The following is a 15802-nucleotide window of genomic DNA, read 5'->3' on the forward strand; positions in this document are numbered from 1 at the left end:
AGCGCCGTTCAGGCGGCGCGTGCCACCGCGGTGCCGGCCGGCTGTCCGCGCCAGCGCGCCATCAGCGCGTCCCACTTCGCGCGCGCGGCCTTCAGGTGGCGTGCCTTGACGTGGCCGTAGCCGCGGATCTCCTCGGGGATGCGGGCGATCTCGACCGCGAGCGCGAGCCGCTCGGCGGTCAGGCCCTGCAGCAGCTCGTCGATGCACGCGCGGTACTCGCCGATCAGCGCACGCTCGGTGCGCCGTTCCTCGGTGCGGCCGAACGGGTCGAGCACGGTGCCGCGCAGGCCCTTGAGCTTCGCGAGCACGCCGAACGCCGTGCGCACCCACGGCCCGAACGGCCGCTTGACGAGTTCGCCCTTGGCATTGGTCTTCGCGAGCAGCGGCGGCGCGAGGTGGTGCACGAGCCTGAAGTCGCCTTCGAACATCGAGGCGATCTTCGCGACGAACGCCGGGTCGGTGTGCAGGCGGGCGACTTCGTACTCGTCCTTGTACGCCATCAGCTTGAACAGGTAACGCGCGACCGCTTCGGTCAGGCCCGTCGAGGCGAGCGGCGCCTCGGCGGCGCGCACCTTGTCGACGAACGCCTTGTAGTCGGCGGCGTAGGCGGCGTTCTGGTAGCCGGTGAGGAACTCGACGCGCCGGGCGACCATCTCGTCGAGCGACGGCCGCCTGACGAACTCGATCACCTGCGCGCCCTTGAAGAGTGCGCGCACCGCGGCGAGGTCGTGCGCGCAGCGGCGGCCCCACTCGAACGCGGCCTTGTTGGCCTCGACCTGCACGCCGTTGAGCTCGATCGCGCGCAGCAGCGACGCCTGCGTCAGTGGCACGCGCCCCTGCTGCCACGCGTAGCCGAGCATCAGCGGGTTGGTGAAGATGCTGTCGCCGAGCAGGGCTACCGCGACTTCCTCGGCGTCGAACGCGCCGACGAGGGTGTCGCCGGCCGCCGCGCGCAGCGCGGCTTCGCAGTTCGCGCCCGGGAACTGCCAGTCGGGCTGGTGCACGAACGCGGCGGTCGGCGTGCCGTGCGTGTTGACCGCGACGTAGGTGCGGCCCTTCGCGATCGCGCCGAGCGTCGTCTTGCCGGCGGTGACGATCGCGTCGCAGCCGATCACGAGGTCGGCCTTCGCGGTGTCGACCTTCGTCGTGTAGATCGCCTCGGGGCGGTTGGCGATCTGCACGTGGCTCCACGTCGCGCCGCCCTTTTGCGCGAGGCCGGCCGAGTCCTGCGTGACGACGCCCTTGCCCTCGAGGTGCGCGGCCATGCCGAGCAGCTGGCCGATCGTGATCACGCCGGTGCCGCCGACGCCGGCAACGACGATGCCGTAAGCCGTCTCGGCCGCCGGCAGCACCGGCTCGGGGATCGGCGGCAGCGCGAACGGGTCGGCCTTCGTCTCCTTCTTCGGCTTGCGCAAGCTGCCGCCTTCGACGGTGACGAAGCTCGGGCAGAAGCCCTTGACGCAGGAGAAGTCCTTGTTGCAGGTGTTCTGGTTGATGCGCCGCTTGCGGCCGAACTCGGTCTCGAGCGGCTCGACCGACAGGCAGTTGCTCTGCTCGCCGCAGTCGCCGCATCCTTCGCACACCAGCTCGTTGATGACGACGCGCTTGGCCGGGTCTTCCATCGTGCCGCGCTTGCGGCGGCGGCGCTTCTCGGTGGCGCAGGTCTGGTCGTAGATCAGCACGGTGCAGCCGGCGATCTCGCGCAGCTCGCGCTGCACGGCGTCGAGCTCGTCGCGGTGGCGCACCGTGACGCCGGCAGCGAGCCGCTGCCTCACGCCGGCGTCGTCGTACTTGTCCGGCTCGTCGGTGACGACGACGATCTTCTTGACGCCTTCGGCGTCGAGCTCGCGCGTCATTTCGGGCACGCGCATCGTGCCGTCGACCGGCTGGCCGCCCGTCATCGCGACCGCGTCGTTGAACAGGATCTTGTAGGTGATGTTGACGCCGGCGGCCACGCTCTGGCGCACCGCGAGCAGCCCCGAGTGGTAGTAGGTGCCGTCGCCGAGGTTGGCGAACAGGTGCTTGTCGGTCGTGAACGGCGCCTGGCCGACCCAGCTGACGCCTTCGCCGCCCATCTGGCTGAACGTGACGGTGCTGCGGTCCATCCACACCGCCATGTAGTGGCAGCCGATGCCGGCCGCCGCGCGCGAGCCCTCGGGCACGCGCGTGCTGGTGTTGTGCGGGCAGCCGCTGCAGAACCACGGGATGCGGTCGCCGGTCGTGACGGTGGTGGCCGCCATCGCGCGTTCCTTGGCCTCGATGACGGCGATGCGCGCGTCCATGCGCGCGGCGATGTCGGCGCTCACGCCCATCTTCTTCAGCCGCTTCGCGATCGCCTTCGCGATGATCGACGGCGTGAGATCCGCCTTGGCGCGCAGCAGCCAGTTCTGGCTCGGGTTCGGCATCGCCCACTCGCCACCCGAGAAGTCGCCTTCGGGCTCGTCGAACTTGCCGAGCACGTTCGGCCGCACGTCGGGGCGCCAGTTGTAGAGCTCCTCCTTGAGCTGGTACTCGATGACCTGGCGCTTCTCCTCGACGACGAGGATCTCCTGCAGCCCGGTGGCGAAGTCGCGCGTGATCGTCGCTTCCAGCGGCCACACGACGTTGACCTTGTGCAGCCGGATGCCGAGCTGCCGGCAGGTGTCGTCGTCGAGCCCGAGGTCGGCGAGCGCCTGGCGCGTGTCGTTGAACGCCTTACCGCTGGCGATGATGCCGTAGCGGTCGTTCGGCCCTTCGATGACGTTGTGGTTGAGCCGGTTTGCACGCACGTAGGCGAGCGCGGCGTACCACTTGTAGTCCATCAGCCGCGCTTCCTGGTCCAGCGGCGCGTCGGGCCAGCGGATGTGCACGCCGCCGGCGGGCATCACGAAGTCCTCGGGCAGCACGATGCGCACGCGCTCGGGGTCGACGACGACCGACGACGCCGACTCGACGACTTCCTGGATCGTCTTCATGCCGGTCCACACGCCGGCGAAGCGGCTCATCGCGAACGCGTGCAGCCCCATGTCGAGGATGTCCTGCACGTTGCTCGGGAAGAACACCGGCAGCCCGCAGGCCTTGAAGATGTGGTCGCTCTGGTGCGCCGCGGTGCTGCTCTTGGCGACGTGGTCGTCGCCGGCCACCGCGATCACGCCGCCGTGCTTCGCGGTGCCGGCCATGTTGGCGTGCTTGAACACGTCGGAGCAGCGGTCCACCCCCGGGCCCTTGCCGTACCAGATGCCGAACACGCCGTCGTACTTCTTCGAGGACGGGAACAGGTCGAGCTGCTGTGTGCCCCACACCGCGGTGGCGGCGAGCTCCTCGTTGACGCCGGGCTGGAACACGACGTGGTTCGCCGCGAGGTGCTTCTTGGCCTGCCACAGCGCCTGGTCGTAGCCGCCGAGCGGGCTGCCACGGTAGCCGCTGACGAAGCCCGCCGTGTTCAGCCCCGCCATCGCGTCGCGCTGGCGCTGCAGCATCGGCAGCCGTACGAGCGCCTGCACCCCGCTCATGAAGGCGCGGCCGTGGTCGAGGGTGTACTTGTCCTCGAGCGTGACGCTCTCGAGCGCCTTGCGGATCGATTCGGGCAGCGGTGCATTCATCGGGCGGACTCCGTCGGTGGGGGGTCGGTGCGGCGTTCGCGCGCGAGGCTCGTGACCCCGCCGCGGCTGCGTGCCAGTGTAGGAGCGCGGCGCCGACAGGTGTTTTCTATTCGTGCTTTCCAGGGCATGATGGGCGCATCGATCTTGCTCTGTCGCCGAGTTTCACGAATCAATGTCATCGCCGATCGCCGAATCAGGGAAAACCAGAAGGCCGCCCCCGGGTGACGGTGCCGAGGCGGCGCACGGCCCCGACCTCGACCGCTACGACATCGCGATCCTGGCCGAGCTGCAGCGCGACGCGCGGCTGTCGAACGCCGAGCTGGCGTCGCGCATCGGGCTGTCGGCCGCGCCGACGTGGCGGCGCGTCAAGTGGCTCGAGGAGCAGGGCTACATCACCGGCTACCGCGCCGAGATCGACCGCCGCCGCATCGGGCTGGGCGTGCTCGCGTTCGTGCGCGTCGACACCGAGCGCGCCAGCGGCGCCGCGATGCGCGAGCTCGAAGCGGCGATCCGCGCGCTGCCCGAAGTCGTCGCCTGCCACTACGTCAGCGGCAGCGGCACCTTCGAGCTGCAGGTGATGGCCACCGACCTCGACGCGTATGCCCACTTCTCGGTCGACACGCTGCTGAACCTGCCGAACGTGAAGGACATCCACACGCGCTTCTCGCTCGGCGAGGTCAAGGCCGGCGGCGCGCTGCCGCTGGCGCACCTGCGCGCGCGGCGTGGCTGACGCACGCGGCGCCCCCGCGCCGGTGCTGCCGTGGCGGCACCTGCTGCTGGGGCTGGTCGTCGTCGCCGTGTGGGGCAGCAACTTCGTCGTCATCAAGGCCGCGCTGGCGCACCTGCCGCCGCTGTTCCTCGCGTTCCTGCGCTTCGCGCTCGCGTTCGCGCCGGCGCTCGTGATCGTGCGCCCGCCGGTGCCGTGGTCGCAGCTCGCCGCGTACGGCGTGCTGATCGGCGCCGGCCAGTTCGGGCTGCTGTTCTTCGCGATGACGGCCCACATCTCGCCCGGGCTGGCCTCGCTCGTGATCCAGACGCAGGTCTTCTTCACGATCGGGCTGGCGGCGTGGCTCGGTGGCGAGCGCGTGCGCCGCGTGCAATGGCTCGGACTCGGCTGCGCCGCCGCGGGGCTCGCGCTGATCGCGTGGCAGGGCGACGCGAGCGCGACGCCGCTCGGGCTGGCGCTGGTGCTCGCCGCCGCGGCGAGCTGGGCCGGCGGCAACCTCGTCGGCCGGCGCGCCGGGCGCGTCGACATGCTCGGCTACATGGTGTGGTCGAGCGCGTTCGCGCTGCCGCCGCTGCTCGCGCTGTCGCTCGTGTTCGAGGGGCCGGCCGCGATCGTCGAGGGCGTGCGCGGCGCCGACGGCGCGACCTGGCTGGCGGTGGCGTGGCAGGCGCTGGGCAACACGCTGTTCGGCTACGCGGCGTGGGGCTGGCTGCTCGCGCGCCACGCGGCAGCCACCGTGGCACCGCTGGCGCTTGGCGTGCCGGTGTTCGGGATGGCGGCGTCGGCGTGGTGGCTCGGCGAGGCGCTGCCGGCGTGGAAGCTCGTCGCCGCCGCGCTCGTGATGCTGGGGCTGGCGCTGAACGTGCTGTGGCCGCGCGTCGAGTCGGCGTTGCGCGGCAGGTCGAAGTGACGCGATACCCGAGGAAGCCGGGCACGGATGGCGCAAGCCCTGGGCCGGGATCGATGGCGCGCGGCACTGGTACGCACCTTGCACCGGGGTGTCCCAGTCGTGCCAGCGAATCCTGCCCCTCCCGAACCGTCGCTGATGTCCAGTGTCCACGACGCCGCCCCCGCGCCTGCCGCGCTGCCTGTGCACGCCGACGGCTGGTACGAGCGTCTGTCGCTGCTGCTCGAGTCGACCGGTGACGGCATCTATGGCATCGACGACGCCGGTCGCTGCACCTTCATCAACCGTGCTGGTGCGCGCATGCTCGGCTGGCGCACCGAAGAGGTGCTCGGCCGCAACATGCACGACCTGATCCACCACCGGCGCGCCGACGGCTCGCCATACCCCGAGCACGACTGCCCGATCTTCAACGCCTTCCGCCAGGGGCTTCCGTGCCGCATCGACACCGAGGTGCTGTGGCGTGCCAACGGGACGTCGTTTCCGGCCGAGTACTCGTCATACCCGATCGTGCAGGACGGAAGGCTCATCGGCGCCGTCGTGACCTTCGTCGACATCACCGAGCGCAAGCGCGGCGAGGAGCTGCTGCGCCAGGCACGCGACGAACTCGAAAAGCGTGTGGCCGAGCGCACGGCCGAGCTGTCGGCCGCGCTCGGCCAGCTGCGCGAGCTCGCCGCGTATTCCGAGACCGTGCGCGAGGACGAGCGCACGCGCATCGCGCGCGAGATCCACGACGAGCTCGGTTCGCTGCTGGTGGCGCTGAAGATGGATGTCGACTGGCTGGCGCGCCGCCTCGACGACCGCCCGGCACTGGCTGCGAAGTGCCACGGCATGGGGCGGCTGATCGACACCGCGGTCGACAACGTCGGGCGCATCATCACCGACCTGCGCCCGAGCATCCTCGACCACCAGGGGCTGTGGGCCGCGCTCGAGTGGCAGGCGCAGGAGTTCGCCGGCAGCGCCGAGCTCGACGCCGACATCCAGGTCGTCGTGCCGGCCGGTGCCGTCGCGCCGCAGGGCGGGCAGGCCACCGCGGTGTTCCGCATCTTCCAGGAGATCCTGAGCAACGTCGCGCGCCACGCGCGCGCCCGGCACGTGTGGATCCGCATCGACGTCGATCCGCCGCCAGGGCCGGTGCTGTACATCGAGGTGCGCGACGACGGTGTCGGCGCCGCGCCCGACGCGCTGAGCCACCCGCGCAGCTACGGCGTGATGGGCATGCGCGAGCGCGCGCGCCATTTCGGCGGTCGGCTGACGATCGACAGTGCCCCCGGCCAGGGCACGCGCGTGCGGCTCGTGATGCCGATCGAGGAGACCGCGACATGATCCGCGTGCTGATCTGCGACGACCACCTGATCGTGCGGCAGGGCATCAAGCAGATCCTCGCCGACGCGAGCGACATCGAGCTTGCCGGCGAGGCCGCCGACGGCCCCGATGCGCTGGCGTGGGTGCGCCGCGCCGCCGCCGACGGCACGCTGCCCGACGTCGTGCTGCTCGACATCGCGATGCCTCGGCGCGATGGCCTCGACGTGCTCAAGGCGCTGAAGAGCGAGTTCGCGAAGCTGGCGGTCCTGATGCTCAGCACCTACCCCGACCGCCAGTACGCGGTGCGCAGCCTCAAGCTCGGCGCGTCCGGCTACCTGAACAAGAGCGCCGACTCGGAGCAGATGATCGAGGCGATCCGCAAGGTCGCCGGCGGCGGGCTGTTCATCACGCCGGCGATCGCCGAGCAGCTCGCCACCGCGCTCGGCGCCGGCGCGAGCCGGCCGGCGCACGAGCAGCTGTCGCACCGCGAGTACCAGGTGTTCCGCCTGCTCGCCGCCGGGCGCAGCGTCGGCGAGATCGCCGAGCAGCTCGTGCTGTCGCCGAACACCGTGAGCACGTACCGTGCGCGCATCCTCGAGAAGACCGGCGCGCGCAACGACGTCGAGCTCGCGCTGTACGCGGTGCGGCAGGAGCTGCAGTCGGTCTGACCGCGCCGTGTGCGCGATGTAGGGCCAGCCCTACGCGGTGTCGTCGGCGCGGCGACGCCGACTTCATTGCCGGCGCGATGGTCCGCGCGGCGGGCGCTTCCTACGATGGGCCATCGACCTGGTTGGAGCTGCGATGGACACCGACCGCAATGCTGCCCTCGACCCGTACGACGCCGACCGCCCGCTGCGCCTGCGCTGCGCGTGCGGCGGCGACCACGCACCGAAGGACCACGCACGCTGCGCCACGCCGGCCACTGCCGTCGCGGCGGCGGCGCTCGACGAAGAGCGGGTCGGGCGCGACCTCGTCGAAGCGACGCTCGTCAAGGCGCTGTTCCCGCACGAGCCGCTGCGGCGCGCGTTCCTGAAGGCGGTGGGCCGGCGCACCGCGATGGCGGCGATCGCCAGCGTGGTGCCGCTCGCGTCGCTGCAGGCCATGGCGCAGGAGAGGAAGCCGCCCGAGAAGAAGAACCTGAACATCGGCTTCCTGCCGATCACCTGCGCGACGCCGATCGTCGCTGCCGACCCGCTCGGGTTCTACGCGCAGGAGGGGCTGCAGGTGTCGCTGCAGCGCACGGCGGGCTGGGCCGTCATCCGCGACAAGACGCTGGCCGGCGAGTTCGACGCGTCGCAGATGCTGTCGCCAATGCCGCTGGCGATCACGCTCGGGCTGGGCTCCACCGGCACGCCGATGGTGATGCCGGCGATGGACAACATCAACGGCAACGCGATCACGCTGGGCATCCAGCACAAGGACCGGCGCGACCCGAAGACGTGGAAGGGGATGCGCTTCGCGATCCCGTTCGACCACTCGATGCACAACTATCTGCTGCGGCACTACCTCGCGGCCAACGGCATCGACCCCGACCGCGACGTGCAGCTGCGCGTGATGCCACCTCCCGACATGGTGGCGAACCTGCGCTCGGGCAACATCGACGGCTTCATCGTCGCCGAGCCATTCAACCAGCGTGCCGTCGTCGACGGCGTCGGCTTCATCCACATGCTGACGAGCCAGATCTGGGACGGCCACCCCTGCTGCGCGTTCGTCGCCACCGAGAAGTTCGCGCGCGAGCTGCCGAACACGTTCGCCGCGCTGTTCCGCACGATGGTGCGCTCGGCGATGCACTGCTCGCAGCCGGCCAACCGCAAGGCCGTCGCCGAGGCGCTCGCCGGGCCGAACTACCTGAACCAGCCGCCGGCTGTGCTCGAGCAGGTGCTGCTCGGACGCTTCGCCGACGGCCTGGGCAACGTGCGCAACGTACCCACGCGCATCGACTTCGACCCGTTCCCGTGGCACTCGATGGCGGTGTGGATGCTCACGCAGATGAAGCGCTGGGGCTACGTCAGTGGCGACGTCGACTACGCGCAGATCGCGCGGCGCGTGTTTCTCGCCACCGACGCGCAGAAGCTCATGGCCGAGCTCGGCTTCCAGCCGCCCGCCACGACGATGCGCACGCACACCATCCTGGGGCAAACCTTCGATCCGGCACGGCCCGAGCAGTACCTGTCGTCGCTGCCGATGGTGCGCAGCTGAGGTGGCTTGTAGGGCCAGCACTACAAACCGTCGGCGGGTGCACGACAGCGGATTCACCGCTGCCGCGATGGTGTGCACGGCGCTTGCTTTCTACGATCGTCCCCACGATTGCCAGGAGTTGTCATGAGCGACGAGCGCCCCACTGCCTACGACCCGTACGACGCCGACCGGCCGCTGATGCTGCGCTGCGCGTGCGGTGAAGACCACGCGCCACAGGACCATGGCAAGGCCGTCGCGACGGCCGATGCGGCGAATGCCATGCAGGCTCCACCGGCGCCGGTGAGTGAGGAGCAGCTCGGCCGCGAGTTCATCGAGGCGGCGCTCGTCAAGGCGCTGTTCCCGCGCGAGCCGATCCGCCGCGCGTTCCTGAAGGCGGTGGGACGCCGCACCGCGATGGCGGCGATCGCCAGCGTGCTGCCAGTCGCATCGCTGCAGGCGATGGCGCAGGAGAAGAAGGCGCCCGAGAAGAAGGATCTGAAGGTCGGCTTCATCGCGATCACCTGCGCGAGCCCGCTGATCATGGCCGACCCGCTGGGTTTCTACCGCCAGCAGGGCCTGAACGTGCAGTTGATGAAGACGGCGGGCTGGGCGCTGATACGCGACAAGATCCTCAACAACGAGTACGACGCGACGCATTTCCTGTCGCCGATGCCTCTGGCGATCTCGCTGGGTCTCGGCTCGACACAGACGCCGATGAACGTGGCGACGATCCAGAACACGAACGGCCAGGCGATCACGCTGCACGTCAAGCACAAGGACCGCCGCGATCCGAAGACGTGGAAGGGCTTTCGGTTTGCCGTGCCGTTCGACTACAGCATGCACAACTTCCTGCTGCGCTACTACCTCGCGGAGCACGGCCTGAACCCCGACACCGACGTTCAGATCCGCGTCACGCCGCCGCCCGAGATGGTCGCCAACCTGCGCGCCGGCAACATCGACGGCTTTCTCGGACCCGACCCGTTCAACCAGCGTGCCGTGTTCGACGAAGTCGGCTTCATCCACATCCTGTCGCGCGAGATCTGGGACGGCCACCCCTGCTGCGCGTTCGGGCTGAGCGAATCGTTCATCCAGCAGAACCCGGCCACTTACGCTGCGCTGTTCCGCGCCGTGCTGACCGCCGCCGCCATGGCGCGCGAGGCAAAGAACCGCGAACTGATCGCCAAGGTGATCAGCCCGACGCAGTATCTGAACCAGCCCGAGGCGGTCGTGTCGCAGGTGCTGACCGGCCGCTTCGCCGACGGACTGGGCAACGTGCGCAACGTGCCCGAGCGCGCCGACTTCGACCCGGTGCCGTGGCAGAGCATGGCCGTGTGGATGCTCACGCAGATGCAGCGGTGGGGCTACCTGAAGGGCGACGTGAATTACCGCCAGGTGGCCGAGAAGGTGTTCCTGCTGACCGACGCGAAGAAGTACATGAAGGAACTCGGCCAGCCGGTGCCCGACGGCGCCTACAAGAAGTTCAAGGTGATGGGCAGGGAGTTCGACCCGGCCAAGCCGGCCGACTACCTGAAGAGCTTCCCGATCCACCGCATGGCCTGAGCGGACACGGCGATGACGACCACGCGCACGCAATCGCTGCGGGCGGCGATGCTCTCGCTGCTGATCCTGCTGACGCTTCTCGGGATCTGGCACCTCGCCACGAAGCCGACCACCATCGCCGGGCCGGCGGTGACCTTGACCGCCGAGGAGATCGAGTACGCCAAGCTGATGGGTAAGGACGTGTCGGCGCTCGCCGCCGGCACGCAGACCAGGAGCAGTGGCTTTCCGACGCCAGCGCAGCTCGGCGAGACCATCGTCGAGCAGCTCTCGCGCCCGTTCTACGACAACGGCCCGAACGACAAGGGCATCGGTGTGCAGCTCGCGCACTCGCTCGGGCGCGTCGCCGCCGGCTTCGCGATCGCGGCGCTGGTCGCGATCCCGCTGGGCTTCGTGATCGGGATGAGCCCGCTGCTGTACCGCGCGCTCGACCCGTTCATCCAGGTGCTCAAGCCGATCTCGCCGCTGGCGTGGATGCCGCTGGCGCTGTACACGATCAAGGACTCGTCGATCTCGGGCGTGTTCGTGATCTTCGTGTGTTCGGTGTGGCCGATGCTGATCAACACCGCGTTCGGCGTCGCCGGGGTGCGCCGCGAGTGGCTCAACGTCGCGAAGACGCTCGAGGTGCGGCCGCTGCGCAAGGCCTTCGAGGTGATCCTGCCGGCCGCCGCGCCGACGATCCTCACCGGCATGCGCATCAGCATGGGCATCGCGTGGCTCGTGATCGTCGCCGCCGAGATGCTCGTCGGCGGCACCGGCATCGGCTACTTCGTCTGGAACGAGTGGAACAACCTCGCGCTGACGAACGTGATCTTCGCGATCCTCGTGATCGGCGTCGTCGGCATGGGGCTCGACGCGATGTTCGCGCGCATGCAGAAGGCGGTGACCTATGTCGAGTGAAGCCACGCCGCGTCCGTTCCTGCAGGTGCAGGGGCTGGCCAAGACCTACCCGGGTGCCGCCGAGCCGGTGTTCGACGGTGTCAACTTCGGCATCGCCAAGGGCGAGTTCGTCTGCATCATCGGCCACTCGGGCTGCGGCAAGACGACGATCCTCAACGTGCTCGCCGGGCTCGAGACGGCGAGCGCCGGCACCGTGATCATGGACGGGCGAGAGGTCGCGGGCCCTAGCCTGGACCGTGGCGTCGTGTTCCAGGGCCACGCGCTGATGCCGTGGCTGACGGTGCGCCGGAACATCGCGTTCGCGGTGCGCAGCAAGTGGCCCGACTGGCGTGCCGCGCAGGTCGACGCGCACGTCGAAAGGTACGTCGCGATGGTGGGCCTGGCGCACGCGATCGACAAGAAGCCGGCGCAGCTGTCGGGCGGCATGAAGCAGCGCGTGGGCATCGCGCGCGCGTTCGCGATCCAGCCCAAGATGCTGCTGCTCGACGAGCCGTTCGGCGCGCTCGACGCGCTCACGCGCGGCACGATCCAGGACGAGCTGCTGAAGATCTGCGCCGAGACGCACCAGACGGTGTTCATGATCACGCACGACGTCGACGAGGCGATCCTGCTCGCCGACACGATCCTGCTGATGAGTAACGGCCCGCGCGCGCGCGTCGCCGAGATCGTGCGCAACCCGCTGCCGCGCTCGCGCCAGCGCGCGACGCTGCACCACGAACCGCTGTTCTACGCGGTGCGCAACCACCTGGTCGACTTCCTCGTCAGCCGCTCGAAAGCGCTGGCGCACGGCCAGGCGCCCGAGTTCCCGCCCGAGGTGCACCCCGGCGTCGACCCCGAGCCCGAGCCCGACACCCCGTTGCCGCGCCCGGCCGCCCGCCCGGCCCTGCAGCGCGTGGCCTGATCCCGCCCCATCCCCATCCCCGTCACGAGGACCGAAGGAGAGAACCCGATGAGCCGTCTCGAAGTCACCGAAAAGATCGTCGCCACCAAGGTGGCGAAGGGCCTGAAGTGGGCCGACGTCGCCGCCAAGGTCGGCTTGAGCAAGGAGTGGGTCACGGCCGCGTGCCTCGGCCAGATGACGCTCAACGCCGAGCAGGCCGACGTCGTCGCCGAGATCTTCGGCCTCACACCCGACGAAAAGAAGTGGCTGATGGTCGTGCCGTACAAGGGGTCGCTGCCGACCGCGGTGCCGACCGACCCGCTGATCTACCGCTTCTACGAGCTCGTCAACGTCTACGGCACGACGTTCAAGGAGCTGATCCACGAGGAGTTCGGCGACGGCATCATGAGTGCGATCGACTTCAAGATGGATTTGAAGCGCGAGCCGAACCCGGCCGGCGACCGCGTGTCGATCACGATGTCGGGCAAGTTCCTGCCGTACAAGACCTACTGACGACGACGCGCTTCGCGCGCGTCGTCAGTGTCGCCGGGTTCGCCCCCACGCCGCTGCGCGACGGGGGTCAACCCCGCGGGCCCAGCGGCTTCACCGCGTTCGCGTTGTCTCTGCAGTCGTCGATGGGCGAGGCGCAGCGCTGCCCCGACGACCATCCTTGGCTCGGCGGCCTCGGGCTGTAGCGCCCTCTTCCCCGGCGCGCGCGATCGCCGGGCACGCGCTTTGCTGACATCGTCTCTCGCATTGCTTCACTCCACGACGAGGATGACCATGACCCCTTCGATCGGACGCCGCCGTGCCCTGCAGGCCGGCCTTGCGGGCGCGCTCGCCGCACCGGCCGTCGCGCACGCGCAGCAGACCTTCAACTGGAAGATGACGAGCGCCTACGGCAAGGGCTCGCCGTTCTACATGGAAGGCCCCGGCAGCGCGACCGACCTCGCGCGGCGCATCGAGGCCATGTCCAACGGCCGCATCAAGATCCAGGTCTTCGGCGCTGGCGAGCTGATACCGGCGCTCGAGGGCTTCGACGCCGTGCGCGCCGGCACCGTCGAGATGAACCACGCCAACGCCTACTTCTGGACCGGCAAGACGGCGGCGGCGCAGTACTTCACTGCGGTGCCGTTCGGGCTCAACTTCCAGGGCATCAACGGCTGGCTCTACGACGGCGGCGGCCAGGCGCTTTACGACGAGGTCTACGCGCCGTTCGGGCTCAAGGGCCTGGCGTGCGGCAACACCGGCGTGCAGATGACCGGCTGGTTCAAGAAAGAGGTGCGCGGCATCGACGACTTCAAGGGCCTGAAGATGCGCATCCCCGGTCTCGCGGGTCGCGTCTATGCGGCGCTCGGCGTCGACGTCAAGCTGCTGCCGGCTGGCGAGATCTTCCCGGCACTCGAGCGCGGCGTGATCGACGCGGCCGAGTTCGTCGGCCCGTTCCTCGACCGGCGCCTCGGCCTGCACAAGGCGGCCAAGTACTACTACACGACCGGGTGGCACGAGAGCGCGACGGTGTCGGAGCTGCTGATCAACAAGGCCGCGTGGGACCGCCTGCCCGCCGACCTGAAGGCGATCGTCGAGAACGCCTGCGCCGCGTGCAACGTGATCAGCGAGGCCTGGTGCCAGCGCAACAACGCCGAGGCGATGGACGACCTGATCAAGAACCAGGGCGTCATCGCGCGCCCGCTGCCCGAGTCGGTGCTCAAGCGGATGCGCGAAGTCACCAACGACGTGCTCGCCGAGGCCGCGGCCAAGGACCCGCTCACCAAGAAGGTGCACGACTCGTACATGGCCTACAAGAAGAAGTACGACGCCTGGGCCATGTACAGCGAAGGGCAGTACCACGAGAAGGTTCTGACGGCCTGACCCCCCGATGAACGACCAGCCTCCTGCCGGCACGACGCCGGAGGGCGGCGCGCCGCTGCGCGGGCCGGACAACGGCTTCGTCGCCGCCGTCGAGCGCGCCGTCGACCTCCTGGGCCGTGGCGCAGCGTGGCTCACGCTGGCCATAGTGCTGCTGATGGCCACCAACGTGCTGCTGCGCTATGCGTTCAGCATCGGCTCGGTGTGGGCGCAGGAGCTCGAGTGGCACCTGCTCGCGCCGCTGGTGCTGTTCGGCATGACGTACGCCCTGCTCAAGGGCGACCACGTGCGCGTCGACGTGTTCTACGCGCGCATGGCGCCGCGCGGGCGTGCCGCGGTCGATCTGCTGTCGGCGCTGCTTGCGGTGGCGCTCGCGGTGCTCGTGATCCGCTACTCGATGCCCTACGTGCAGCAGAGCTACGCCATAGGCGAGATCTCGCCCGACCCCGGCGGCCTCACGCACCGCTGGCTGCTGAAGGCGCTGATCCCGCTGGGCTTCGGCCTGTTCGGGCTGCAGGCCGCGGCGCAGGGGGTGACGGCGGCGTTGCGGCTCGCGCGCGCGGGGCGGTCATGACGCCGCAGGAGTGGCTCGCGCTCGGCCTGCTCGGCGGCTTCTTCGCGCTGCTGATGCTCGGCGTGCCGGTGGGCATCACGCTGGCGGCGAGCGGCTTCGTGTTCGGCTTCCTCGGCTTCGGCGAAACGCTGTTCGGGCTGCTGCCGGCGCGCATCTACGGCGTCGCCGCGAACTACCAGTGGCTCGCGATCCCGCTGTTCGTCTTCATGGGCGTGATGCTCGAGAAGTCGAAGCTCGCCGAGGACCTGCTCGACGTCATTGGCCACCTCGCCGGCGCTCTGCGCGGCGGCATGGCGCTGGGCATCATCGGCGTGGGCGTGCTCATGGGTGCGACCACCGGCATCGTCGGCGCGACCGTGATCACGCTCGGGCTGCTGACGCTGCCGTCGCTGCTGCGCCGCGGCTACGACCCCGGCGTCGCGTGCGGTGCGATCTGCGCGTCGGGCACGCTCGGGCAGATCATCCCGCCGAGCCTGGTGCTGATCCTGCTGTCGGACATCATGCAGCAGTCGGTCGGTACGCTGTTCGCCGCCGCCGTCTTCCCGGGCCTGATGCTCGCCGGCCTGTACTGCGCGTGGATCGTGATCTACGGGATGCTGCGTCCCGCCGCGATGCCGCCAGTGCCGAAGGCCGAGCGCGACGCACTGCCCATGGGCCAACTGTGGCTGCGTGCGACGAAGGTCGCGCTGCCCCCGCTGGCGCTCGTGTTCGCGGTGCTCGGTTCGATCATCGGCGGCGTCGCGGCGCCGACCGAGGCCGCGTCGATGGGCGCGCTCGGTGCCATCGTGGTGGTGGCCGGCGCGCGGCGGCTGAGCCTGCAGGTGCTGCGCGAAGTGATGCAGGGCACGCTGCGCATCTCGGCGATGGTGCTGTTCATCCTGATCTGCGCGCAGGTCTTCGGCCTCGCGTTCCGCGGCTTGCACGGCGAGCAGCTGATCGAGGACCTTTTCGAATTCCTGCCCGGCGGCACCAGCGCCGACATCGCGTTCATGCTCGCGCTGATCTTCGTGCTCGGCTTCTTCCTCGAGTGGATCGAAATCAGCTACATCGCGGTGCCGCTGTTCCTGCCGATCTTCGCCGCCGCGGGAGTCGACCCCGTGTGGCTCGCGATGATGGTCACCGTGATGCTGCAGACCAGCTTCCTGACGCCGCCGTTCGGCTGGGCGCTGTTCTTCCTCAAAGGCGTCGCGCCGCCACAGGTGACGACGCGGCACCTGTACCTCGGCGTGATGCCGTTCGTCGCGCTGCAGCTGATCGGCGTCGCGCTGGTGTTCGCCTTCCCCGGCATCGCCACCTGGCTGCCGAAGGCGATCGGCTGGTAGCGGCA

The 15802-nt window shown here is 69.7% G+C and carries 13 protein-coding genes; 12 read left to right on the forward strand and 1 reads right to left on the reverse strand.

Going from position 1 to position 15802, the window contains the following annotated elements:
- Positions 1-8 precede the first annotated feature (8 nt).
- Positions 9-3581 (reverse strand): indolepyruvate ferredoxin oxidoreductase family protein, encoded by a 3573-nt coding sequence (locus tag DRV96_RS12590; RefSeq protein WP_119291603.1) that lies wholly within the window; start codon positions 3579-3581, stop codon positions 9-11.
- Positions 3582-3753: 172 nt separating this feature from the next.
- On the opposite strand from DRV96_RS12590, the gene DRV96_RS12595 reads away from it, so the two are divergent.
- From DRV96_RS12595 to DRV96_RS12650, 12 genes are all read left to right on the forward strand, one after another.
- On the forward strand, positions 3754-4311 hold the full coding sequence (locus DRV96_RS12595) for an Lrp/AsnC family transcriptional regulator (protein ID WP_119291605.1): 558 nt from the start codon (positions 3754-3756) through the stop codon (positions 4309-4311).
- 25 nt (positions 4312-4336) lie between these two features.
- Positions 4337-5218 carry an EamA family transporter gene (locus DRV96_RS12600; RefSeq protein ID WP_210757041.1) on the forward strand — a complete coding sequence of 294 codons (882 nt, stop codon included), beginning with the start codon at positions 4337-4339 and terminating at the stop codon, positions 5216-5218.
- A 135-nt stretch (positions 5219-5353) separates the two neighbouring features.
- A complete protein-coding gene (locus DRV96_RS12605) occupies positions 5354-6538 on the forward strand; it encodes a sensor histidine kinase (RefSeq protein ID WP_119291609.1) in 1185 nt (394 codons plus the stop codon).
- Positions 6535-7185 carry a response regulator gene (locus DRV96_RS12610; protein ID WP_119291611.1) on the forward strand — a complete coding sequence of 217 codons (651 nt, stop codon included), beginning with the start codon at positions 6535-6537 and terminating at the stop codon, positions 7183-7185. Before DRV96_RS12605 ends, DRV96_RS12610 begins: the two co-directional genes overlap by 4 nt.
- Before the next feature lie 133 nt (positions 7186-7318).
- The gene (locus DRV96_RS12615; RefSeq protein WP_119291613.1) at positions 7319-8716 is read left to right on the forward strand and encodes a CmpA/NrtA family ABC transporter substrate-binding protein; all 1398 of its coding nucleotides are present in this window, start codon (positions 7319-7321) and stop codon (positions 8714-8716) included.
- Between the two features lie 123 nt (positions 8717-8839).
- On the forward strand, positions 8840-10255 hold the full coding sequence (locus DRV96_RS12620) for a CmpA/NrtA family ABC transporter substrate-binding protein (RefSeq protein WP_119291616.1): 1416 nt from the start codon (positions 8840-8842) through the stop codon (positions 10253-10255).
- 12 nt (positions 10256-10267) lie between these two features.
- Positions 10268-11152 carry a nitrate ABC transporter permease gene (ntrB, locus tag DRV96_RS12625; protein ID WP_119291618.1) on the forward strand — a complete coding sequence of 295 codons (885 nt, stop codon included), beginning with the start codon at positions 10268-10270 and terminating at the stop codon, positions 11150-11152.
- Positions 11142-12053, forward strand: a complete 912-nt coding sequence (locus DRV96_RS12630) for an ABC transporter ATP-binding protein (protein ID WP_119291620.1) — start codon at positions 11142-11144, stop codon at positions 12051-12053. Before ntrB ends, DRV96_RS12630 begins: the two co-directional genes overlap by 11 nt.
- A 48-nt stretch (positions 12054-12101) precedes the next feature.
- Complete coding sequence (gene cynS / locus DRV96_RS12635) at positions 12102-12545, forward strand: cyanase (RefSeq protein WP_119291622.1); 444 nt, start codon at positions 12102-12104, stop codon at positions 12543-12545.
- Between the two features lie 270 nt (positions 12546-12815).
- Complete coding sequence (locus tag DRV96_RS12640) at positions 12816-13904, forward strand: TRAP transporter substrate-binding protein (RefSeq protein WP_119291625.1); 1089 nt, start codon at positions 12816-12818, stop codon at positions 13902-13904.
- A gap of 7 nt (positions 13905-13911) precedes the next feature.
- Positions 13912-14475: a TRAP transporter small permease subunit gene (locus DRV96_RS12645; protein ID WP_119291627.1), complete on the forward strand. Its 564-nt coding sequence runs from the start codon at positions 13912-13914 to the stop codon at positions 14473-14475.
- Positions 14472-15797 (forward strand): TRAP transporter large permease, encoded by a 1326-nt coding sequence (locus DRV96_RS12650; protein ID WP_119291629.1) that lies wholly within the window; start codon positions 14472-14474, stop codon positions 15795-15797. Before DRV96_RS12645 ends, DRV96_RS12650 begins: the two co-directional genes overlap by 4 nt.
- Positions 15798-15802 lie beyond the last annotated feature (5 nt).

It is taken from the genome of Azohydromonas sediminis (assembly GCF_003574675.1).
Taxonomy (GTDB): domain Bacteria; phylum Pseudomonadota; class Gammaproteobacteria; order Burkholderiales; family Burkholderiaceae_C; genus Calidifontimicrobium; species Calidifontimicrobium sediminis.

Excerpts from the sequence above, each read along its gene's own strand:
- DRV96_RS12615 (WP_119291613.1), top strand. The coding sequence starts at position 7,319 with ATGGACACCGACCGCAATGCTGCCCTCGACCCGTACGACGCCGACCGC.
- DRV96_RS12645 (WP_119291627.1), top strand. The coding sequence starts at position 13,912 with ATGAACGACCAGCCTCCTGCCGGCACGACGCCGGAGGGCGGCGCGCCG.
- DRV96_RS12640 (WP_119291625.1), top strand. The coding sequence starts at position 12,816 with ATGACCCCTTCGATCGGACGCCGCCGTGCCCTGCAGGCCGGCCTTGCG.
- DRV96_RS12610 (WP_119291611.1), top strand. The coding sequence starts at position 6,535 with ATGATCCGCGTGCTGATCTGCGACGACCACCTGATCGTGCGGCAGGGC.
- DRV96_RS12590 (WP_119291603.1), bottom strand. The coding sequence starts at position 3,581 with ATGAATGCACCGCTGCCCGAATCGATCCGCAAGGCGCTCGAGAGCGTC.
- DRV96_RS12595 (WP_119291605.1), top strand. The coding sequence starts at position 3,754 with ATGTCATCGCCGATCGCCGAATCAGGGAAAACCAGAAGGCCGCCCCCG.
- ntrB (WP_119291618.1), top strand. The coding sequence starts at position 10,268 with ATGACGACCACGCGCACGCAATCGCTGCGGGCGGCGATGCTCTCGCTG.
- cynS (WP_119291622.1), top strand. The coding sequence starts at position 12,102 with ATGAGCCGTCTCGAAGTCACCGAAAAGATCGTCGCCACCAAGGTGGCG.
- DRV96_RS12650 (WP_119291629.1), top strand. The coding sequence starts at position 14,472 with ATGACGCCGCAGGAGTGGCTCGCGCTCGGCCTGCTCGGCGGCTTCTTC.
- DRV96_RS12630 (WP_119291620.1), top strand. The coding sequence starts at position 11,142 with ATGTCGAGTGAAGCCACGCCGCGTCCGTTCCTGCAGGTGCAGGGGCTG.
- DRV96_RS12605 (WP_119291609.1), top strand. The coding sequence starts at position 5,354 with ATGTCCAGTGTCCACGACGCCGCCCCCGCGCCTGCCGCGCTGCCTGTG.
- DRV96_RS12620 (WP_119291616.1), top strand. The coding sequence starts at position 8,840 with ATGAGCGACGAGCGCCCCACTGCCTACGACCCGTACGACGCCGACCGG.